The sequence below is a fragment of the Bdellovibrio bacteriovorus str. Tiberius genome (assembly GCF_000317895.1).
GTDB classification, from domain to species: domain Bacteria; phylum Bdellovibrionota; class Bdellovibrionia; order Bdellovibrionales; family Bdellovibrionaceae; genus Bdellovibrio; species Bdellovibrio bacteriovorus_F.
On sequence record NC_019567.1, the window covers coordinates 3,591,869 to 3,612,954 of the forward strand.

General features: G+C 50.6%; 16 protein-coding genes. 8 read left to right on the forward strand and 8 right to left on the reverse strand.

Going from position 1 to position 21,086, the window contains the following annotated elements; genetic code table 11:
• Positions 1-38: 38 nt before the first annotated feature.
• The 4 genes from BDT_RS16945 to BDT_RS16960 form a co-directional block, all read right to left on the reverse strand.
• Positions 39-4,166, reverse strand: a complete 4,128-nt coding sequence (locus tag BDT_RS16945) for an Ig-like domain-containing protein (protein WP_015092462.1) — start codon at positions 4,164-4,166, stop codon at positions 39-41.
• Between the two features lie 135 nt (positions 4,167-4,301).
• Positions 4,302-5,366: a protein-glutamate methylesterase/protein-glutamine glutaminase gene (locus BDT_RS16950; RefSeq protein WP_015092463.1), complete on the reverse strand. Its 1,065-nt coding sequence runs from the start codon at positions 5,364-5,366 to the stop codon at positions 4,302-4,304.
• A 15-nt stretch (positions 5,367-5,381) separates the two neighbouring features.
• Complete coding sequence (locus BDT_RS16955) at positions 5,382-6,251, reverse strand: CheR family methyltransferase (protein WP_015092464.1); 870 nt, start codon at positions 6,249-6,251, stop codon at positions 5,382-5,384.
• The gene (locus tag BDT_RS16960; protein WP_015092465.1) at positions 6,248-8,296 is read right to left on the reverse strand and encodes a chemotaxis protein CheA; all 2,049 of its coding nucleotides are present in this window, start codon (positions 8,294-8,296) and stop codon (positions 6,248-6,250) included. Before BDT_RS16960 ends, BDT_RS16955 begins: the two co-directional genes overlap by 4 nt.
• Positions 8,297-8,563: 267 nt before the next feature.
• Here BDT_RS16960 and BDT_RS16965 point away from each other — a divergent pair, with 267 nt between their 5' ends.
• Positions 8,564-9,061 carry a chemotaxis protein CheW gene (locus BDT_RS16965; RefSeq protein WP_015092466.1) on the forward strand — a complete coding sequence of 166 codons (498 nt, stop codon included), beginning with the start codon at positions 8,564-8,566 and terminating at the stop codon, positions 9,059-9,061.
• A 242-nt stretch (positions 9,062-9,303) separates the two neighbouring features.
• Positions 9,304-9,708 carry a hypothetical protein gene (locus tag BDT_RS16970; protein ID WP_015092467.1) on the forward strand — a complete coding sequence of 135 codons (405 nt, stop codon included), beginning with the start codon at positions 9,304-9,306 and terminating at the stop codon, positions 9,706-9,708.
• Between the two features lie 81 nt (positions 9,709-9,789).
• On the opposite strand, the gene BDT_RS16975 is transcribed toward BDT_RS16970, so the two are convergent.
• The gene (locus tag BDT_RS16975) at positions 9,790-11,823 is read right to left on the reverse strand and encodes a transketolase C-terminal domain-containing protein (protein WP_015092468.1); all 2,034 of its coding nucleotides are present in this window, start codon (positions 11,821-11,823) and stop codon (positions 9,790-9,792) included.
• A gap of 37 nt (positions 11,824-11,860) precedes the next feature.
• Between BDT_RS16975 and add the strand changes: the two genes are divergently transcribed.
• Genes add through ggt form a run of 3 tightly spaced genes read left to right on the forward strand, consistent with a single transcriptional unit; the run spans position 11,861 to position 15,190 of the window.
• The gene (gene add / locus BDT_RS16980) at positions 11,861-12,886 is read left to right on the forward strand and encodes an adenosine deaminase (protein ID WP_080602442.1); all 1,026 of its coding nucleotides are present in this window, start codon (positions 11,861-11,863) and stop codon (positions 12,884-12,886) included.
• A complete protein-coding gene (locus BDT_RS16985) occupies positions 12,883-13,464 on the forward strand; it encodes a DUF6624 domain-containing protein (protein ID WP_015092470.1) in 582 nt (193 codons plus the stop codon). Before add ends, BDT_RS16985 begins: the two co-directional genes overlap by 4 nt.
• The gene (gene ggt / locus BDT_RS16990; RefSeq protein WP_015092471.1) at positions 13,457-15,190 is read left to right on the forward strand and encodes a gamma-glutamyltransferase; all 1,734 of its coding nucleotides are present in this window, start codon (positions 13,457-13,459) and stop codon (positions 15,188-15,190) included. Before BDT_RS16985 ends, ggt begins: the two co-directional genes overlap by 8 nt.
• A gap of 521 nt (positions 15,191-15,711) precedes the next feature.
• On the opposite strand, the gene BDT_RS19240 is transcribed toward ggt, so the two are convergent.
• The gene (locus BDT_RS19240) at positions 15,712-16,035 is read right to left on the reverse strand and encodes a hypothetical protein (RefSeq protein ID WP_148278877.1); all 324 of its coding nucleotides are present in this window, start codon (positions 16,033-16,035) and stop codon (positions 15,712-15,714) included.
• Between BDT_RS19240 and pip the strand changes: the two genes are divergently transcribed.
• The 3 genes from pip (at position 16,014) to BDT_RS17005 (ending at position 18,771) form a co-directional block, all read left to right on the forward strand.
• A complete protein-coding gene (pip, locus tag BDT_RS16995; RefSeq protein ID WP_015092472.1) occupies positions 16,014-16,961 on the forward strand; it encodes a prolyl aminopeptidase in 948 nt (315 codons plus the stop codon). The genes BDT_RS19240 and pip overlap by 22 nt on opposite strands.
• Positions 16,962-17,095: 134 nt before the next feature.
• Positions 17,096-17,920 carry a S1 family peptidase gene (locus BDT_RS17000; RefSeq protein ID WP_235046178.1) on the forward strand — a complete coding sequence of 275 codons (825 nt, stop codon included), beginning with the start codon at positions 17,096-17,098 and terminating at the stop codon, positions 17,918-17,920.
• Positions 17,921-17,931: 11 nt separating this feature from the next.
• Positions 17,932-18,771 carry a S1 family peptidase gene (locus BDT_RS17005; RefSeq protein WP_015092474.1) on the forward strand — a complete coding sequence of 280 codons (840 nt, stop codon included), beginning with the start codon at positions 17,932-17,934 and terminating at the stop codon, positions 18,769-18,771.
• On the opposite strand, the gene BDT_RS17010 is transcribed toward BDT_RS17005, so the two are convergent.
• Together BDT_RS17010 and menD are read right to left on the reverse strand one after the other, a co-directional pair.
• Complete coding sequence (locus tag BDT_RS17010; protein WP_235046179.1) at positions 18,754-19,524, reverse strand: alpha/beta fold hydrolase; 771 nt, start codon at positions 19,522-19,524, stop codon at positions 18,754-18,756. The two genes, BDT_RS17005 and BDT_RS17010, sit on opposite strands and share 18 nt — an antisense overlap.
• A complete protein-coding gene (menD, locus tag BDT_RS17015; protein ID WP_015092477.1) occupies positions 19,512-21,083 on the reverse strand; it encodes a 2-succinyl-5-enolpyruvyl-6-hydroxy-3-cyclohexene-1-carboxylic-acid synthase in 1,572 nt (523 codons plus the stop codon). Before menD ends, BDT_RS17010 begins: the two co-directional genes overlap by 13 nt.
• Positions 21,084-21,086 lie beyond the last annotated feature (3 nt).

A 21,086-nucleotide genomic window follows, 5' to 3' on the forward strand; every position in this document is an offset into this window, starting at 1 on the left:
AATGAAGACTCTCTTGGACTCAAGAGTTAAATGAAAAATTAGTCCTCTATCCAATTGGTGATATCAATCGGAGTCAGCCAGGACATAAGCACCTTATAGTCCGCCATCTGACCGTAAACATTGCTGCCCCAGCACTTCAGAGCATCTGTCGGCGTAATGGCACAACCAGAATTTCCCCCACGCTCAACGCTTTTGTATGTACCACCGCCCAGCAAATCCGCAGGAATTCGTGCCTCCGCCAGACCCGTGCCCGTTGAAGCCCAATAGGAATCTGTGGCGACATCTCCTTCAGCGCCCCAGCATTTAATCTGTTCACCGGTGGTTATCGCACATCCGCCGTTTGATCCCATTGACACACTGGTATAGCTGACAGCAGGGCTTACCATTTGTGGCGTGTTATAGCTCGTCGTCACGTTAAGCCCAGTTCCATAACCCGTACCATCACCCCAGCAATACAACTTGAAAGCGTCGCTGATTGCACAAGTTCGGCTGCCATACATGCTGACGGCAACGAATTTTGTGCCCGCCATTACAACTCCCGGCGTGTAGATATCTGGTGCAGCTATGGCTCCTCGCCCCAAAGAAGCGACATGGTTTCCCCAGCACTTCAGTTCATTTTCATCTGTAATGGCGCAGGCTGACCCCGTCAATCCACCAAGAACCGATACCATCTTATAACGAACGCCCGAGTCAATCACAGTGGGGGCGGCATAGACCGCAGGAGTTGTGGAACCACCAATAATTCCACTGTTGTTGCGGCCCCAGCACTTCAATACCCCTGCGCTGGTTACCCCACAAGTCGTGGACTGACCTACAGAGATCCATTTATAAGAAGTTCCGCCATCAATCACCACCGGAGACAAACGAATCTGAAGAACTCCATCCCCGACTCCATAACTGCCGCTGCCTCCCCAGCATTTTAAAGTTCCATCCAGCAATATTCCGCAGATGGATTCATAGCCGATGGCGACATCCTTATACTTGCGCTCCTGATCAATGACCACCGGATAGCTTCGACCAAACGAGGACCCGTCACCAAGGTAAGTGCTGAACTGGTTTGCTCCCCAGCATTTCAATATATCATCCGTCGTGATGCCGCAGGATAAAAACACTCCCATAGAGATCTTCTTGTAGGTGACACCGATGTCGGAAACGGCAGGTTCCCGACGATATACCGAACTCCCATCGCCCAGATAGCCCGCGCCATATTCGCCCCAGCATTTTGTTCGGCCCGTACTGGTGACTCCGCAGCTGTAAGCCACACCTGAAGTAATACTGGCATAAGAATTTGTATCCGCCGTCAAAACCGGCAGTACCGTGGTACCAGGGGTCAGGCCTTGACCGTGGGGACCGATATAATTGGTGTTGCCGCCGAGTCTTGTTGAACCCCAGCAAACAACACGACCATCAGATTTTCGAATACCGCAGGTGTGATAAGCACCCGCCGCCACGTCATCAAAGGTATCAACACTGGTGATTGTCGCGGGAAGGGTTTTATCGGTCGTGGGACTGGAACCGCTTTGAAGATAAGAATTCCCCCCCCAGCACTGAACTGTAAAATCCGTCTTGACGGCACAAACGTGTCCGCCTTCTGCGGCAATAGTGCCCGGTACGGTCAATCCTGCCACTGAAATTTTCAAAAAGTCAGAGCCCACCAACTGGGCTGTTCCCTGATGGGCAGTACTTCCAATTCCAAGTTGCCCCCGCCCATTATTCCCCCAGCAATAAAGCTGATTATTCGTGTTGATAGCACATCCGGTACCGCCGCCGACAGACAGACGGTCAAAATCAAAAGCACTTGCCGTCACCAATTCTGCAGGTGTGCTGACGTTTCCATTTGTCACAACGCCGTTCCCAAGGCGTCCTCGATCCTGACGTCCCCAGCAATAGATTTTTCCAGCTTTCAAGGCACAGGTGAATCCATCGCCCGCGGCAATCTCATCCACCCCGCTGATGCTGCTCAATAATACCGGCGTGTGACGATCCGTCTGATCACCCAATCCCAGCTGGTACCTGTCGTTGTTTCCCCAGCAGACAACTTCTTTGGCCGGATCATCAAGAATGCCACAGCTATGATCAGCGCCTGTGGTCAATTGTTTAAAGTTCCAGACACCCGTCAAAGCTGAAACAGCCTGCAAACGATTGGCCGTCGTTCCATCACCCAACTGACCGTCGGCATTTTCACCCCAACAGCGAACCTTTCCATCCATCATCAGGGCACAACGATGACGATAAGATCCGACAATCCTTTTCACTGTCGAGTGCGCTGCACTGGTCACATCTTTGATCATCACACGACTTTGTGACACCCTCGCAAAGCGGGCCACCGGCGTGTTTGCAAACGTCAGGTTCAGCTGGAGATATTTATTATGAATACTGCCGGCATTATTGATCAGTCTAAACGGCAACGACACATTCGTGCTTCCGGCGGGAATCAAAATGCTGCCCTTTTGCGCCAAGGTGACGTCAGTATTCGCGACAGCAGATCCGGAAACTTCATAATTGACCGTCACGTTATAAGGTTTCGAACCACTCATCGTCAGACCAAATAATTTGTCGGGACTGCCGCCGGCATTATTTTCGTCTTCAGTCACAACCTGTTCGTTGCCCGCAAGAGAAATTGTCACCGGAGAATTATCAAATAAAACAGTGGTCACCGCAGAAGCCAGATTCCCTTTCCCGGAACCGTCCACCACGACTCCACTTGGCAACGATAAGGAGATATCCCCGGTTCCAAAAGCCGGGGCTGCCATTTGCAATCTGTACACCGCGCTTGGTCCTGACGCTGGCGTCACCGAACTGATATTGGCACCGGATTTTACAAAATCTGCTGCAACAAGACCTGTCACCTCTTCGCTGAATTTTATGGTGAAATATATCGGGGCTTCATAAACATTCGGTCCCGCCTCACTGATGATTTCCACAGTGGGTGGAAGCGTGTCAAAAATGCTGGAGCTTGTCGCTGAGGCCTGTGAGGCATTACCAGCATCATCAGTTGCAGCTGCTTCCGGAACTCTCACACTAAAAGCACCCTCAGTTACGGGAGTGATCTCAATTGTGTAAGATCCTCCGCTTCCCGTCACAGTCGCAGTCGCATTTACCAGTTCCAAATCTCCGGCCGTGAAGCCGGAAACGGACTCACTGAAAGTCGCCGTGATGCTAACCGGAGCTGACAAAGTATAAGCGGCCAGACTTCCCAAAGAAACCGTCGGTCTAACGCTGTCATGATGTCTGTTCAACCAGCTTGACACCAAAGACTTGTTCCCGACACTGTCCGACGCCGCTTCATTTTTTACCCGCACGGCAAAGTCGCCCTGACCGGAGGCTCGCAAGGTGAAAGTATAGGTATCCCCACTGCCGGCAAAATTTTCGACCGTGGCATTTGAAAGCTCCAGATCAGAAGCATCAAATCCTGTCACTGGTGCAGAAAAGCTGACCGCAACCGAAATCGCAGCCACATTCACCTTCATGGGATCCGCGCTGCTTAGCGTGGGTAAAGGTCGATCTGAATTGTATTCCACCACCATCTCGGCCGAAGCCAAATTTCCATTCCCTGCAAGGTCATAGATACGATCGCCAGGAAGAGACAGCCTCACTTCAGTTTGTGACGCCGACGGAATAACATAAATGAAGTAACCAGGACCTGAGCCCTCGATTTTATCGATGATCCCATTTGTCACGGCAAAAGCCGAAGCATCCAGAACCGAAGCCACTGACTCGCCCAACATCAGATCAAAGATCAGCGGGGATTCATTGGTCGGATCATCTCCCGAATAAGTCAGGGTGGCAGAGGGTTTCGTTCGGTCACTGGTGAAACTCAGGGTATTTGATTCTGGTGTGGCTTCATTCAACGCAAGGCTGGTGGCGGCATTTACTGGCAGCAGCACAGTGACCGGACCATCCAAAAGTGGCTCCAGAACCAGATCATAAGTCGACGCGTCGACCGGTGTTAACGAGACAATCGTGGCGTTGTTTACTGAAAAATCAGATACCTCAAGCCCCTGAACATCTTCGGAAAAAGTCACCTGGACTGTCCACTGACTTAAATTGTTATAAGATGAAACACTCGAGCTTAGAACAGCCTGCAAGGGCTGACGGGACATAAGGTCGGTGACGGACTTGAATAGTTCTGTAGAGATCGAGCACCCGCTGGTGAACGTCAGCAAAACGACCCATAAAAGACCTCTTCCACAACATACCAAAGAATCCATCATGAGACATATCGGTGGATATTCTCAAAATTGTATGAAAACTCATACAATTCCGAGAGTTTCCAGTTCACTGACCCTTATTACGGAACACTAGGCGGCGTTACGAGTCTGCAGCTGTTTCAGCAAGTCTCCGGCGATGCGATCCAGTGGCAGAACCTTGTCAGCAGCACCCAAGGCTACTGCGGCTGCCGGCATACCGTACACCACGCAGGTTTCTTCGTTCTGAGCCACCGTGTAAGCACCAGCGTTCTTCATTTCCAGAAGACCTTCAGCGCCGTCTTTGCCCATACCGGTCAGAACAACACCCATGGCATTCTTACCCACGTACTTCGCCACTGATTTCATTAGATAGTCCGCAGCTGGGCGAACACTGTGCAGGGCCGGACCCTGATGCAGCTTCACGTAATAGAAGGCACCACTGCGCGTGATTTCCATATGATAGTTGCCCGGAGCAATCAGAACTCGACCCGGAACAACCTGATCCCCTTCTTCAGCCTCTTTGACTTCAAAAGGGAACATCTTATTCAGGTTTTCAGCAAATGATTTCGTGAAACCCGGTGGCATGTGCTGCACAACCAAAGTTCCCGGAATATCCGCAGGCATCCCGCTTAGGAACACCTTCAGCGCCTCGGTACCACCGGTGGACGAGGCCACCGCCAGCAACTGGTGCGTCGTGCGCGCCAAAGAGGTGCTGGCAATCTTCTGTACCGGAGCGCCCGGATTAGGCACCACCGCTTTGATCGGATTGATACGGGCTTTTGCCACGGCTTTTACTTTTTCAATGATCGCCGCCGACAGTGTTTCCAGGGACTGGGACACGTCAATGGACGGCTTTTCCATAATCTCGATGGCTCCGGCTTCCAGAGCGCGCAGATAAGTTTCAGAGCCCGTCTTTGCCAAGCTTGAAAAAATAATCGTGCGGGTCGGGAAATGCTGCATGACTTTTTCCAGGAAGCTGATGCCATCCATACGAGGCATCTCTACATCCAGAGTCATCACGTCGGGCTTTAGCGCCACCAGCTTGTCACGGGCGATGTAAGGGTCCGATGCTGTTCCCACCACTTCGATGTCCGCGCAAGAGGAAAAGATTTTTTCCAGCAGCTTACGAATCACCGCAGAATCATCAACAATAAGGACACGAATCTTTTGTGCCATTAGGGCCTTCTTTAATTAAAGTTTTTGATAAACTGCGCGAGACATCGGCTTCAAACCCGGATGTTTCACATTGCCTGATTCGGAATGTCCCAGAACCAGATACCCGCCCGGCGCCAAACAGGACACCAGATTGTCGATCACACGTTTCGTTGTCGGCTCATCAAAATAAATCAGCACGTTACGGCAGAAGATCACATGGAACTTGTGCTGGAACTCGTACTTTGGATTCATCAGATTGAACGGAGCAAAGCGGATCATGTTATGAATCTGATCCTTGGCTCTCCAGTATTCGTCGCCGTCAGCTTTGATTTTTTCAAAGTACTTCGAACGCTGCACGGGCGGCAGGCCCTGCATCTCGCGTTCTTCATAAGTGCCGGTTGAGGCTTTCTTCAAAACCTGCAAGTCGATATCCGTCGCCAGCAGGCGCGGCTTCGCAGAAGGCATTTCAGGTTGTGCTTCACACGCCGTCATCGCGATTGTGTAAGGCTCTTGTCCTGTGCTGGCTGCGGCACACCACATGCGCAGATCAGAACCAAACTTGCGGGACAGTTCCGGCAAAATGGACTTCAGGAAGTCGAAATGATTCGACTCGCGATAGAAGGACGTCATGTTCGTCGTCAGCGCCGAAATGAATTCAGACACCATCTCGTTGCCGCCGGCTTCAAGTTTGGACCAGTAGTCTTCATAGGTCTTCAAGGAATGGCGGCGCAACAGTTTTACGATGCGGTTGCGGATCAGGGCATGATTCTTTGGCGTCAGTGGCAAATCCACCCCGGCCAGATCATACATGCGCTCAGCAAACTTCATGAACATTTTGTCCGAAAGCTTGATGTCTTCAAAATCGTACAGAGCGCCCGTGGCCTCATTCTTCTTTACAGCGGTCATGCGGCCATTCCTCTTCCGTTAGCAATATTATTTACCAAAGCACCTGGTTCCAAAATCAGAACTGTACGGCCATCCCCCAGGATTGCAGCACCCGCGACTTCCGGAATGTCCTGACCCGTGGTGATTGGTTTAACAACCACCTGCGCCTGACCCAGGACATCGTCGACCGGGAAGGCCATTTGACCTGTCATGGATTCAATGATCACCAGCATGGTTTCCTCACGACGTGCACTCAAAGAGTTCTCACGGCGCTGAGCCAGCTGCTGGTCTTTTTTATTCAGGCTCCAGTTAATCGAACCCAAAGTCTTGGAAACATCAATCACCGGCAGCAAATGACCACGGATACTGGCCACTTTTCCGGCACCAGAGATATTAGTGTAGTCTTTAGGAAGTACACGCACGATCTCGCGAATGGAATGAATCGGCAGAATGTAACGGGCGCCATCCAAAGCCACGATGATACCGTCAGTGATCGCCGTGCTCAGAGGAATCGTCAGACGGAACGTCGTTCCCTGACCTGACTTGGAGTAAATATTGATCTTACCGTTGATTTTATCCAGATTTGATTTCACCACATCCAGACCCACACCACGACCGGACAGATCCGAAATCTTGTCGGCGGTAGAGAACCCCGGATAGAAGATATACTGGAAAACCTGTTCATCCGGAATGGACGCCGGGTCCACACCTGCCGGCACAAAGCCTTTTTCGATGGCTTTACCCAGAACCTTGTCACGGTTGATACCACCACCGTCATCCGAAATGTCGATGATAACGTTACCGCCGGATTGTTTTGCCGACACGGTGACTTTCGCCGTTGCGGGCTTGCCGCGCTCTTGACGAAGTTCTTTCTTTTCCACCCCGTGGTCCATCGAGTTACGAACCAAGTGAACCAAAGGATCACCCAGAAGCTCGAACACGGTTCTTTCGACCTCGGTTTCTTCACCGATCAATTGCAAATCCACTGGTTTGTCCAGAGTCAAAGACACGTCACGCACGATACGCTGAATCTTGATGAACATGGATTTCAGCGGAGTCATACGGATGCTCAAAGTTTTTTCATACAATTCACGAACGGCCTTATCGAGCTGATCAACAATGGCTTCCAAACGCAGGTTCACACCGCTGCGAACTGTTTCGTCATGCACCAGCTGATTTTTCAGTACAACCAGCTCGCCCACTGCATCCAGAACCGAGTCCACACGACCCGTGTCGACTTTGATGGCGCTGGTCGCATTTTTGGCGTTCTTGTTATTACCCCCACCATTGCCGGCAGCAGAAGCTGCCGCCGCTGGTTTTGCCGCCGCCGCCGGAGCCGCTTTCACAGCCGATGCCGGAGCTTCCATCGGTGTTTCCACCACTTTCAAAATCGGAGCCGGATTTGCCGGTTCTGCCGCCACGGGTGCAGATTCTGCAATCGCCGTTTTTAGTGCGGCCTCGGCCGCTTCTTTGGCATGAAATTCAGCCTGATCTTCAGGTGACATCTGCGCCAGCAGTTCTGCCAGCAGATCATGATTGATCAAATCGTCTTCAGCTCCGGCAGATGCTTCTGCCGCAGGTGCCTGAGAAAAGAAGTCATCCGGAACTTCGACTTTGGGTTCATCCACAGAAGGCGCCGGAGCATGAGCATGCTTGGAAGCCTTGCCGGAAAGCTGTTCGGTGATGGCTATCAATTCCGCCGTCAAGGCAGACGGATCCCATGGACCACCCTGCTGCTGCTGAAGAGCAGCAACACGATTCTTCAATTCGTCACCGGATTGCAATAGCAAAGAAATCACTGTTGAGTTCACCAGTTCAGGGCGTGAACGCAGAAGATCCAAAAGGTCTTCCATCACGTGGGCAAATTTACACAAGTCTGCAAGACCGACAGCAGCAGCACCCCCTTTTACGGAATGGGCCACCCGGAAAATATCTGTCAGGTCTTTCGCTGGATCTTCACTGTTTTCCAGCCTCATCATGTATTCCTCGTACTGCTCCAGCATAAATGCGGATTCATTCAGGAAATCCATTTGTAGTTCTTCAAAGAAAGAATTGTCACCGCTCATGTGCGCTCCATAGAGATTAGAAAATCACATGGATATATCGGTGATCGAACATCTGAGCTATTTAGACCCTTGGTCCAGAATGAGAATCAATCCACCCTATGGTGTAAAGAATTAATGAAAGGCCGGACCATTGTCCCGCAATGAGGCGCTAATTATCTGAGAATATTATTTTTTCCATCCCACCGAGAAATCCTCTTAAGTCACCTTGGTTTTTTCGCGAAGAGTCTGTTGTTAAGATTTAATTCACGACTTTGAAAGGCGTATACGATGAGCGATGTATCCATGAAAGCAAAACCCGGTCAGTACCTGACTTTCCAATTGATGGCAGAACAATATGGTGTGGCCATCGAAACAGTTCGCGAGATCAATCAGTTTGGCGAAATCACTCCGGTGCCACGCACTCCTGATTATGTAAAAGGTGTGATGAATCTTCGCGGTAAGATCATTCCTGTAGTTAACTTGCGCATCAAGTTCGGCATGTCCTCCCAGGACACAACCCGCGACACTTGCATCATCGTTATCGATACTGAAATCGGTCAGGTGGGTATGATCGTGGACTCTGTAAAAGAGGTTGTGGACCTGCAGGAAAACCAAATCGAACCATCTCCGGTTCTGGGCAACGAACACGCTATGTCCTTCGTTCGTGGCATGGGTAAAGTGGACAACAAAGTCGTTATCCTTGTAGATATCGTGTCTGCGTTCAATCAGGATCAAATGGGTCAGATGGCGCAGTTCTCTCATAACGACGAAGCCAAAGCCGCTTAAGAGCTTTTTTAAAAGATTCCAATATAAAACCCGCAGGTCCAAAGCCTGCGGGTTTTCTTTTTCAAGAACCCGCCAAAATCACCTAAAAACAGATACTTACGCGCGCGCCACATCCTCGCCCGCTCCGCCACGTTCCATCTGTGGCTTGGGCAATTTCTTCACTTTCAGAAATCAAACAATAAAATCAAAGACTTTTCACTCTAAACGAGATAGCAAGACGCCATTAAACAAAGGACAAAATCATGAAATCTATCTTTTTTGTGACTGCGATGCTTTTCTCCAGCCTGTCTTTCGCCGGCCAGAGAGTTTTTGACTGCCAAGCTACTAAACTTTCCAAGAGCCCGGATGTTTCTGAAGATTTCAACATCCAAAAAAACCCAACTGTTCTTCTGATCGAAGACGCGAAGAACTGGTCTTTGAATGTTGGTGATTACTCTGTTTCCACTCTGGACAAAAACGGTCCGGCATTGGCAAGAGAATCCAGCGCCGCTTCTGACACTGAAGTTCGTTATGATTTCTGGGTTGAAGCTTCTTACGAATTCGAACTGGTTATCAACGTTGTAGACCACACTGCGAAAGTTTACTGGTGGGGTCTGGGCGAACAAACTGAAGTTGGCACTTTCCAGTGCGAAGTTTCTGTAAAATAAGTTCGCGCACTTTCAATTGCACATAAAGAAAAAGCCCCTGGGACATCCCAGGGGCTTTTTTGTTTTCATAAGGTCTTTTTTTTACCAGGCGCCGCTTTTTTGGAAGAAGGTGCCAGTGGTTTCAACGATCGCTGAAGCATCCACTTTGTGTTTGCGGTAAAGGTCGGCCGCGGTGTAAGCGCTCTGACCGAATTCGCCGTGAACACCCAGGCTTTTCGCCTTGAACGTCACATCAGCCGTCAACAATGCATGACACAGGATCTGGCCGAAGCCACCCAGCAATTGGTGATCTTCCACTGTGATCAAGTGGCCTTGAGTTTTCTCCAATACCGTCTTGAATGTCGCCACGTCCACATGATTCACACAAGCACAGTTCACAACAACCGCGCCCACACCTTTGACTTCAAGATCTTTAGCCGCCTGCAAAGCTTGGGGAACCAAAGAACCTGTTGTCGCAATCGCCACGGACTTCGTTTTCCCCGCGGTCGTGTCCGCCAAAACCTGCGCTTTACGCAAGTCATAGGAAGTACCGGCAACGTAAGTCTTAGGGAAGTTTTCACGACCCAGGAAGAACACCGCTGAATTTGGAACTTTGCCTTCCTTGCGGGCTTTGGCAAAGTTTTCAATCACGGAGTACATCAAAGCGTCTGCTTCTTCACTGCAAGACAAAGAATAAACATCCACATGCGGGATGGAAGAAACCATCGCCACATAACTTAGCGCCTGGTGGGAAGCCCCGTCCGCCGCATCCTGGAAGCCGGTGTGAGAAAACACCGCAATCACCGGAGCTTCAGACAGTGCACCCATCGTCAGTGGCAAAGCGCCTTTGGTCACACCAAACTGAGCAAAGGTATCCACAACCGGGATGTAACCCAGTTTGGACAAACCCGCCGCCGTGGAAACCATGTTCGATTCTGCGATACCCACGTCGAAGGAATCTTGAGGGAATTCTTTGCGGAAGCCCGCAACCCCAGTGGAACCCGGCAGATCCGAAGTCACACTCAGAACCGGGAAGTCGGCTTTGCGTGCACGCACCATCGCGGAAGAAATACCGACTTGAATTTTCTCGCCGGAATCTTTCACGCCGCTGGCTTTGATGTCCGCTTCCCATTTGTTCAGCTCAGCAATCCAGGTGTTGAATACGTCTGGCAAAGCTGCGCCACCCAGGATTTCACCCACGAAGGCTGCCAATTCAGAAGGGCTTTTCAGAGGGAAACCATGGCCACCCGTCGCCGATTCAGCGGTTTTCTTGGTGCCGATACCTTTAACGGTCTTAGCGTGAATCACAACCGGTGCAATCGGATTGGCTTTCGCCTGCTCGATAGCATTAACAATAGTGTCGTAACACTTTTGCAGATCATTGCCTTCAGCAAGGTTGATCACATTCCAACCCAGATCTTTCAAAGAATTGAAAGTCGGAATCATCGAGAAAGATTCCGCATCGATACGACCAGAAAGTTTCGTGTTGTTATCGCTGATGATCAAAACATAAGGACCCATCTTGCCAGTCTTAGCCAGTCCCGGAATCGCTGCGAAAGCCTCTTTCGCTTCACCTTCCATGCAGGCACCGTCAGAGATCGTGGTCACCGTCACGCGGTTCGTGCCAGAGATCGCCTCGCCCATCGCCACACCCTGAGTTTGCGGGAACGCAGAACCCAAAGGACCGTTGGAAATGAACACGCCTTCAGGGAAACAGTGAACTTCACCGTGGCCCGTCAGACCGCTTTCGATAGAGCGGAATTTTTTTAGGCTGTCCAAAGTCAGACCCGCCATTTTGTAATTGGCTTTCAAGGCATACAGACCGTTTTCACAGTGGCCAGCGTCGTTCACAATATGGAACAAGTCATACCACTGCTTGCCTTCGCGGCTGGAAACATCAAACACGTGACCATGCAGTGCGGACATAAGTTCCGCCAAAGCCGCAGGACCGCCATAGTGAGAAGCCGCGCCACCAAGGACGGCGTTCATATCCATCAAAGAAACAAGGGCGCGAGTCGCGTTAGGATCGGCCACTGGAATCTGACGTCCGTCTTTGCTTTTAACAAAGCTTTTGAATTGAGGTTCTTGAGTAGGATTGCCTGCGAGTTTTGTTTTGATCTGAATGGGTTCTGTCATAGGATATAGTTTTACTGCCCAGAGCGAGGAACATCAAATGGAAAGGCTCTATTCTCATAATATTCGCGACATCCTAAAAGTGGATCTGCACCGGCATTTGGACTGCTCAGTGCGTTGGAGCACCATTCTGGAACTGGCCCCGCAAGTGGGGATTCCACTGGCGCCCACCTCCCAGGGGCAAAAGGATCAGTTTTTGATCACGGGTCCCATGAAAGACCTGGGTTCGGTGCTAAACAAGTTCATGAACACGCAGAAGGTTCTGGCCAGCGAAGAAATCCTGACTCGCGTCGCCTATGAAGCTTGTGAGGACGCCTTCAATGACGGAGTTCGTCTTCTTGAGTTGCGTTATGCGCCAACTTTTATCGCTGACGGCCACAAATCCCTGACTTTCGAAAAAATCCACCGCTCTTTGCTGAAAGGCATCGAGCAGGCCCGCAAACAATTCCCGATGCTGATCGGCCTGATTTGCATTGTTCAAAGAATCAAATCCTTCGAGGTTGCGGAAAAAGTTGTGGATTTCGCCATTGACCACAAAGACAGCTTTTTGGCTCTGGACTTGGCTGACAACGAAGAGGGCTTTGATCCGAAGATCTTTGCGCCCCTGTTCCAAAAGGCCAAAAAAGCGGGCCTGCGCATCACCGTGCATTCCGGCGAAACCCCGAATCCGGTCTCTGCAACATGGGTTCGCGACAGTATCGACATCCTGGGCGCGGAACGCATCGGGCACGGCATTCAGATCATCAACGACCCGGGTGTTCTGCAACTGGTGAAAGACCGCCGCATTCCGCTAGAGATCTGCCCGATCAGCAACTATCTGACTCAGTCCTTCCCGACTTATGAAGACCACCCGATCCGCAAACTGATGCAGGCCGGAGTTTTGGTCACAATCAATTCCGATGACCCGGGAGTATTCGCCACCACTTTGAGTGATGACTATGAAGTCCTTCACCGCGTGCATGGTTTTACCAAAGATGATTTCCACAAATGCAATCAGATCGCTTTTGATGCGAGCTTCATACCGGATATTGAAAAGAACCGCATCATGGGGGAATTCTTCGGATGAGTTTTGCTGAAGAAATCCTGCATCTGATGCGTGAAGATGAGGCCGTGCGTGAAGCGCTGGCCGCCACGGGCGAATTGTTTCAAGGCTACAACGCCCAGATGGAAAAGGTTCACCTGCGCAACGCGCGCAAGCTGAATGACCTGATAATGGAAAAAGGGTTTCCGACAATTCCACTTGTCGGCGAAGAGGCCTGCACCGCTGCTTTAAGAATTATTCTGCACGCGATCAGCTGGCCTGAATTCATGCGCATGCAAGAGCCCGTTCTGATTGATCTGGCTAAAAACGGAAAAGTCCCGAAAAGTTACGTCGCCATTCTGATCGACCGCATTCGCTTCTATGAAGGACGCAAACAAGTTTACGGCACCAACGCCGATTGGGATGAAAACGGCATTCTGCGCATCACCGATGTTGAAGACGAAAAGAATCTCAACAACCGAAGGGCTGAGATGGGCCTTGAGCCCGTGGAAAGCCTCGTGATCACCCCGATGGACGGAGAATATCATCCGCCTGAACCAGAAAAACGACACAAAGAATTCATTGAATGGACCTTTAAAACCGGATGGAGAAACAATGACTAAATCAAAACTTCTCGTACTTTCAATTTCTCTGCTGGCACTGGGTTGTCAGACGACTTCAACTTCACCTGTGATCCTGACTGCCAAAGAGCGCCCGGATCACGCCACGGCTGAAGCCTATGGAACGCAGTATGCGATCTCCACGCAGGGACGCTATTCCAGCCAAGCCGCTGAAAAAATGTTCGCCGACGGCGGAAACATCATCGACGCAGTGGTGGCGGCTTCGTTCGCGGTGTCGGTCGAACGTCCTCAGTCCACTGGGATTGCCGGTGGCGGTTTCATGCTTTTCCACGAAGCTAAAACCGGTGACACTTATGCGATTGATTTCCGCGAGCGTGCCCCGCTGAAGGCCTCGGAAAACATGTACATTGGAAAAGACGGCAAGGCCGTTTCCAATCTTTCCAAAGACGGCATCCTGGCAGTCGCTGTTCCGGGCATGGTCGCCGGTCTTTTAGAAATTCATCAGCGCTTCGGATCGCTGCCTTTGAAACAAGTCATTCAACCAGCAATTGATCTGGCGGAAAACGGTTTTGAAATTTATCCGGAATTCCACCGAGCCCTTGAGTACCGCGCCGATGTTCTGGCGCAGGACCCGGCAGCCAAAGCCATCTTCCTGACCAAAGAAGGCAAAGCCCCACCACTGGGGACTTTGCTTGTACAGAAAGACCTAGCGAAAACCCTGAAGCTGATCGCAGAAAAAGGCAAAGATGGTTTCTATAAAGGATCCGTCGCGCAATCCATGCTGAAGCTTTCCAAAGAACGCAAAGGCCTGCTGACACAAAAAGATTTCAACGACTATCAGGTGAAATGGCGTAAACCCGTTGAAGGAAAATTCCATGGCTATGAAGTAATTTCGATGCCGCCGCCAAGCTCTGGTGGCATTCACGTGATTCAGTTCCTGGACACGCTGGAATCAGACAACCTGGCAAGCTCCGGTCCCCTGTCCACGAAGTCGATCCACCTTGCAGCCTCCGCATTGCAATCTGCTTTTGCGGATCGCGCGGCTTATCTGGGTGATCCCGATTTCACCGATGTACCCGTGAAATCATTACTGTCTCCGGATTACCTGAAAGACCGTCGTCAACAGATCCCCGAAAACCGCGCCCGCAAAGCTTCTGAAGTTTCTGCTGGCAAAGTCACCGGATACGAGTCCACCGAAACGACCCACATTTCCATGATCGATGCCAAAGGCAATGCAGTTGCCACCACTCAGACCATCAACGGCTGGATGGGCGCTGCAATTGTGGCTCCGGGTACGGGCATGGTTTTGAATAATGAAATGGATGATTTCTCGGCACAAGTAGGGGCTTCCAATTTGTTCGGTGCCATTGGTGGCAAGCCCAATGCGATTGCTCCGAAGAAAACCCCGCTAAGCAGCATGTCCCCGACAATTCTGCTTCAGAACAACAAACCGGTGATGGCCGTGGGTGCTCCAGGTGGCACACGCATCATCAGCTGTGTGGCGCAGACGATCTTGAATTATGTCGAATTCAAATTGCCGTTATATCAATCCGTCACCATGGTTCGCTATCACCAGCAGTGGCAGCCGGATGTGTTGTTCATCGATCCCCCAGGGCCGAAGCCGGAAGTTTTAAAGCAACTGAAGGACATGGGCTATGATGTGAAGATCGACCCGATCCCGTGCAACGTGATGGCTGTCTCAAAAGAAGGCGACAAACTGCATGGCGTGGCAGACCCACGCGACATCGGGACCAGTATCGCCAAATAGTCTTTTTAAAATGGTGGGCTGAAACCCCACCATTTTAATTCTTCACCTTAAAGCTCAATTACATCGTTAGCTTTTCAAAAAGCTCAACGAGCAAAAGTAAAATTTTAATAAATACTCTTAGTTTCGTCATTCTCCACTCCTTTCTTGGTGATGAGTTTCCCCTCCATTGTTGACTAAAATTCTTTGGCACTTTGAATTCCTCCTGTTGCGTCATGAATACCCGCCAACAACTCTCTGTTCTTAGCTATTCCGTCGCCTGACTTACCCTTCCAAAAAATTTTTCCGCTTTAATTCTCGACTAAACCTAAAAAAACGTCCGAAGCTCCACCCCCTCCGGGGATAGCTAGTCTGGCTTGATTCTCAGTGAATTTTCATTCTTTGATAATTATTCTCAATTGATGGATTTTGACGAAATCTCCCGATTATCCTAAGAAGGCGGGAGGTGCTCAGTGCGTATCGTCCATTTCGTATCCGGAACTGAATGCCAAAGTATTCTGATATCAGGGGATGTAACGAATCTGTTACATGCGATGCTTACAAAGACCTACGACAACAAAGAACTCGCTAAGCTTTGCTGCAAAGCCGGCCTCTGCCCCCTCGTCTTTAAAAACAAACTCACCAAATAAGGTAGAAAATCGACTGATCAAAAGTGTGCAGCCGCAAGGCGGAGGGTTGCCCTCGCAGCGCAGGCGTGCTCCAAGCACGTCGAAGCGAGAAGGCCACCCGACAACGCAGTCGGATGCGCGCTTTTCATCAGTCGGGCAGCGTGTTTTGACTTGAACAGCGTTTTGCGCGAGGCTTTTGCTTTCTAAGCGAGGTGCCCATGCGCGAATTTTATCCAGCATTAGAGCCTTTCAATAAAGGCATGCTGAAAGTTTCTGATCTTCACACTCTTTACTGGGAAGAGTGCGGCAATCCCCAAGGAAAACCCGTCGTGTTCCTGCACGGTGGCCCGGGTGGTGGTGTTCATCCAGATCATCGTCGTTTCTTTGATCCAAAAACTTATCGCATTATTCTTTTCGACCAGCGCGGCAGCGGCCAGTCTTTGCCTTGTGCGGAACTGCGTGAAAACTCCACTTGGGATCTGGTGAAAGACACCGAAACCATCCGCGAAATGCTGAAGATCGACAAATGGGTTGTCTTCGGTGGCAGCTGGGGCTCTACCCTGGCGCTGGCTTACGCAATCACTCACCCCGAGCGTGTGAAAGCTTTGGTTTTACGCGGGATCTTCCTGTGCCGTCCTTCTGAAATTCAGTGGTTCTATCAAGAGGGCGCTTCGCACATCTTCCCGGATGTTTGGGACGAATACTTGAAACCAATTCCTGAAAATGAACGCCATGATCTGGTGGCTGCGTACTACAAACGCCTGACTCACGAAAACGCCGACGTCCGTTTGGAAGCTGCCAAAGCGTGGAGCAAGTGGGAAGCCGCAACCTCCCGCCTGATCGTGGACCCGAAAGCGGTGGATGAATTCGATGATCCGGAATACGCGCTGAGCTTTGCGCGCATCGAATGCCATTACTTTACCAATAACGCCTTCTTTAAAACCAACAATTGGCTGCTGGAAAACGTGGATAAAATCCGCCACATTCCAGGGGCTATTGTTCAGGGCCGCTATGACGTGGTTTGCCCGGCGAAGTCCGCTTGGGAACTGCACAAGGCATGGCCTGAGGCAAAATTTACAATCATCCCGGATTCAGGCCACGCGGCCGCCGAGCCCGGAACCCGCTCAGCTCTTATTGAAGCCACAGACAGTTTCAGAGATCTGTAAGACTTTCAAAGCCATAGGGGGTTTTTCCCCTTATGGCAGGTATAAGCATTATCATCTTGTCACGCAGTGCCAAAAAGGGTTTATTCAGTGCCACGAACCACAAGCTTTGTGGGGCGAAATCCGGGGGGATTTTAGTGAAACTGAATAAGTTGCTAATTTCGGGGATCATGGCAAGTCTGGCACTTTCAGCCTGCGCGCCACAGAAAAACGACTCCAGCATTCTGACATCTGGAGACGGAATCATCGGGGGAACGGAATTAAAGTCCGAAGACTCCATGAGCCAAAGCATCGTGGCTGTATATGACGCCTTCGAGGGGCAAATCTGTACAGGTTCACTTCTTACCAACAATATCGTTCTGACAGCCGCTCACTGCATCGGTCTTTTCCAGGAAGACATGTACGTGTTCTTCGGCACAGCAATCACTGCCACCAGCGAACACCGCAAGGTTGAAAAAGTGGAAATTTCCCAGTACTGGGAAAACCGCCAAGGTGAAGACTTCGACACCGGTGACATTGCTCTTATCAAATTCTCGGGCGAACTTCCGGCAGGCTATAAGCCAGCCACGCTTCTGGGCAACAAACGCAACATCAAAAAAGGCGCAGAGATCGTTCTTGCAGGCTATGGCATTGCTGACGGCAAAACCGGCGCGGGCATCGGCACTTTGCGCACGACAAAAGTTAAAATCGACAATCCAAACTACAGCACTTCTGAATTCCTTGTGGATCAGACTCAAGGCACAGGAGCCTGCCACGGTGACTCCGGAGGACCTGCGTACCTTGAGCAAAACGGCAAACTGTACCTGATGGGCATCACCAGCCGTGGTGTAAAAGATGAAAACAACGACTGCTCTCAGTACGCAGCTTTCACCAGCACCCTGTACTACAAATCCTGGATCAACCGCATGGTCACCAGACTAACCAGTTCTCTGGTCGATCCGAATCAGCTGATGCCTAAATAGTCCGGGGAATTATGAAAACGAAGTTGTACGTTAGCTCTTTCATCGTTTTGATTCTTTCGGCTTGCGGAGGCTATGAAGCAGCCTATTCCCCGACTCCGGACGACACGGCCATTGTCGGCGGTACCATAACCGCCAAAGACAACATCGTTTCCCAGTATGTGGTTTTAATCTATGACAACCCGACAAAAACATACTGCACTGGCGCCTTGATTTCAAAGCGCCTGATTCTGACCGCCGCTCACTGTGTGGGTAAAGGCGCCGAGGGTCTGACTTTGGCTTTCGGCCTGAACCCGCTGGCTGGTCAATACGTCATGAAAAAGGCCCACAAGGTGGCCACTCACGACAAATACAAAAAATTAAACTCCACCGAGCGCAATGACATTGCTTTGATCTCGATGAAAGAGGATGCACCGGCATTCTATCGTCCATTGACCCTGCCGGATTCCAAATTCCCTATCAGCAAAGATCTGATTTTCACCGCGGCTGGTTACGGGCGCATCTCGGGCAAAAAAACTTCGGCGGATGACACTCAAGGTTCAGGCAAACTGCGCCACGTGGATCTGACCATCAGTCATTTCAGCAGTGACGAAACTCAGTTTTATATCAATCAGGAAGACGGCAAAGGCATCTGCAATGGGGATTCTGGCGGTCCGGCCCTGATGCGCTATTCAGGCAAAGACTATGTAGTCGGCGTGGCATCTGCGATTTCGTGGACTGTTCCTGGTGAAGTCAAAGCCAGCCAAAAAAGCCAGTACATCGAAAATAAAGACCTCTGCAAAGACAAATCGATCTATATGAATGTGATTAAATATCGCCAGTGGATTGATGATAATTCAAAGAAGCTTCTGTAAAAGCTGACGAATTCTTTCGCCCAATTCTTTGGGGCTGTCGAATAAAACCCGATGACTGGAAGAGGGCACTGTTTCAAAGTGGAACCCCGGAACCTCTTCCGTCAGTCGACGGGACATATCCAGGAACTTTTCGTCACGTTCCCCGACCATCCAGATCAGCTTTTGATTCTGCTTTTCCAGCAAACCGCGCATGTTTTTCTGCTGCGCCAGGGACCACTGAGTCAGAGCCAGACTGAGCGTTTCGCGGGAGTATTCTTTTTCTGAGCGCGATGGCTCAGCCTCAGCCCCGCCAAACACCGGCTGGGCATTCCAGTTGCGCAAAACCATGTCCCACGGAGCCTTTAAAAATTCCTCAGCCCAATAGGAATCATTCATCCAGCGCTGACGGCGCTCTTCAGAAATAGGATCAAAGGATTCATGCATGTCATTAAAGCCGGGATTGGTGGACACCAGCATGACTTTGTAAAACAGAGCGGGCTTTCTTTCCAGCGCATGCAGTGCCAGACGACCACCCAAAGAATAACCGACCACAACATTGCGGGAAGCACTGCCACCGCCGTGAATTTCGACCCATCTGACAAAGTTCTCGGCCCAGGTCTCGAACGAATGCGTCGGTCCCAAGGAAAGCTCTTTGAAATAATCAGGTGTAAAAATGCGCAGTCCTTCAGTTTGCGGCAAGTGCGCCTTTACAAGCGCCCAGTCCGTTGGTCTTCCGAGGAAGCCATGAAGGAAGAAGAGATTCACTCTTTCCACAACGAGTCGTACTCCTTCCAGAATTCCTGAGTGTGTTCCCAGTTAGGACTCAGCTCAATGATCTGATGGTCCGCCAGGTTCAACTCTTTGTTGTCTTCTGGAATAGTATGCCATTTGTCGTAGGACCAGTTCCACATCTTTGCCCACGATTCGAAAGAAATCTGGTGTTTGTTTATGAAAATCTCTTTCTTAAACATGCGGTGGAAAATCTGCCCCCCGCCATTATTAATCACAACAACGCGGAATTTTTTCGCATCCAGTTGGGAAGTTACCCAAAGTGACGATAAATCATACAGCGCTGTTAAATCTCCAACAAGACACCAGTTTTCAAGCTCCGGATGGGCCCAGCCCAGGAATGTGGAGATCTGTCCGTCGATACCGTTGGCACCACGGTTGGCCGCCACACGCGCCGGTGGGAAGTCATGCGAAGAGCTGGAATCCCATTCACGGATCGGCAGCGAATTTCCAAGATAAACCGACGAGCCCTTCATGCGTTTTGAAATCGCATAGATCATGCCCTGCTCGGAATCAGGATATTTATCCAGCAGCTGCCGAATCTGCGTTGCGCGAGCCGCGTCCTCGATATTCACCTTCACGTTTTCGTGATGCGGGTACGAGAATTCCACCTGACTTAGCAAATCCAAAGAATTGCAGTGCTGAACCGGACGGCTTAGACCCGTGAAGTGATTGAAGCTGACCGAGAAAACCGGAAGCTCTTTGTATTTGTCTTCCAGATCACGCCACACACGCGCCGTTGGAATACCACCGATGCGCAAGATGGAATCACAAACGCCCATCTCCAAAACACGATGAATCATCTTTTCGCCGGATCTGATTTCAACATCCTTCAAATCAGGATGTCCGCGCAGACTGGAAATGCCTTCACAATAAACCGGCGCCTTGTACTGCTTCAGGAAATCCAAAACAGTGCCGTAAGCTTTTTCCGGCAGAATCCCCACCATCACCAATGGCTTGTGGGTGTTCACGAAAGTTTCCATTTCTTTCAGCGTGCCCAGTGGAATTTGCACTGGCAGCTTCGTGCGCTCAGAAACACTTGGAATGTGAATTTGCGGAACCGGACCGTCGATCAGCGGCTCTTCAAAGCTGACATTGACGTGAATTGGTTTTTTCCAGGAAAGCGACTTGAATGACAGATGCGAGTTTTCACTGTCCAGGTCCAAAGCCACTTCGTTGTAGTAAGAGAAAATACCAACCTGTTCAATCGTCTGCGGCGCCCCGGAACCACGATAGTGTTTCGGACGATCCGCCGTCACCATGATCAAAGGCAAAGAGGAATAAGTGCCTTCCACTGCCGCGGGCAGCAATTCCGCCACGGCCGTTCCGGAAGTGGTGATCACCGCCACCGGACGACGGGTGCTGGCGATACGGCCCAGAGCAAAGAAGCCTGCGGCACGTTCTTCAAAGAAGGAATAAACTTTCAGGTGCTTGCATTCATCCAGAATGTGAACCATCGGGCTGTTGCGGGCGCCGGCACAAAGAATGAATTCTCTGACCCCGGTGTGCACCAGTTCCTGAATGACTTTTGCTGCAAGTTCCATGTT

Excerpts from the sequence above, each read along its gene's own strand:
- BDT_RS16970 (WP_015092467.1), top strand. The coding sequence starts at position 9,304 with ATGAAATCTATCTTTTTTGTGACTGCGATGCTTTTCTCCAGCCTGTCT.
- BDT_RS16950 (WP_015092463.1), bottom strand. The coding sequence starts at position 5,366 with ATGGCACAAAAGATTCGTGTCCTTATTGTTGATGATTCTGCGGTGATT.
- BDT_RS16955 (WP_015092464.1), bottom strand. The coding sequence starts at position 6,251 with ATGACCGCTGTAAAGAAGAATGAGGCCACGGGCGCTCTGTACGATTTT.
- pip (WP_015092472.1), top strand. The coding sequence starts at position 16,014 with ATGCGCGAATTTTATCCAGCATTAGAGCCTTTCAATAAAGGCATGCTG.
- BDT_RS17005 (WP_015092474.1), top strand. The coding sequence starts at position 17,932 with ATGAAAACGAAGTTGTACGTTAGCTCTTTCATCGTTTTGATTCTTTCG.
- menD (WP_015092477.1), bottom strand. The coding sequence starts at position 21,083 with ATGGAACTTGCAGCAAAAGTCATTCAGGAACTGGTGCACACCGGGGTC.
- add (WP_080602442.1), top strand. The coding sequence starts at position 11,861 with ATGGAAAGGCTCTATTCTCATAATATTCGCGACATCCTAAAAGTGGAT.
- ggt (WP_015092471.1), top strand. The coding sequence starts at position 13,457 with ATGACTAAATCAAAACTTCTCGTACTTTCAATTTCTCTGCTGGCACTG.
- BDT_RS16965 (WP_015092466.1), top strand. The coding sequence starts at position 8,564 with ATGAGCGATGTATCCATGAAAGCAAAACCCGGTCAGTACCTGACTTTC.
- BDT_RS16975 (WP_015092468.1), bottom strand. The coding sequence starts at position 11,823 with ATGACAGAACCCATTCAGATCAAAACAAAACTCGCAGGCAATCCTACT.
- BDT_RS19240 (WP_148278877.1), bottom strand. The coding sequence starts at position 16,035 with ATGCTGGATAAAATTCGCGCATGGGCACCTCGCTTAGAAAGCAAAAGC.
- BDT_RS16960 (WP_015092465.1), bottom strand. The coding sequence starts at position 8,296 with ATGAGCGGTGACAATTCTTTCTTTGAAGAACTACAAATGGATTTCCTG.
- BDT_RS16985 (WP_015092470.1), top strand. The coding sequence starts at position 12,883 with ATGAGTTTTGCTGAAGAAATCCTGCATCTGATGCGTGAAGATGAGGCC.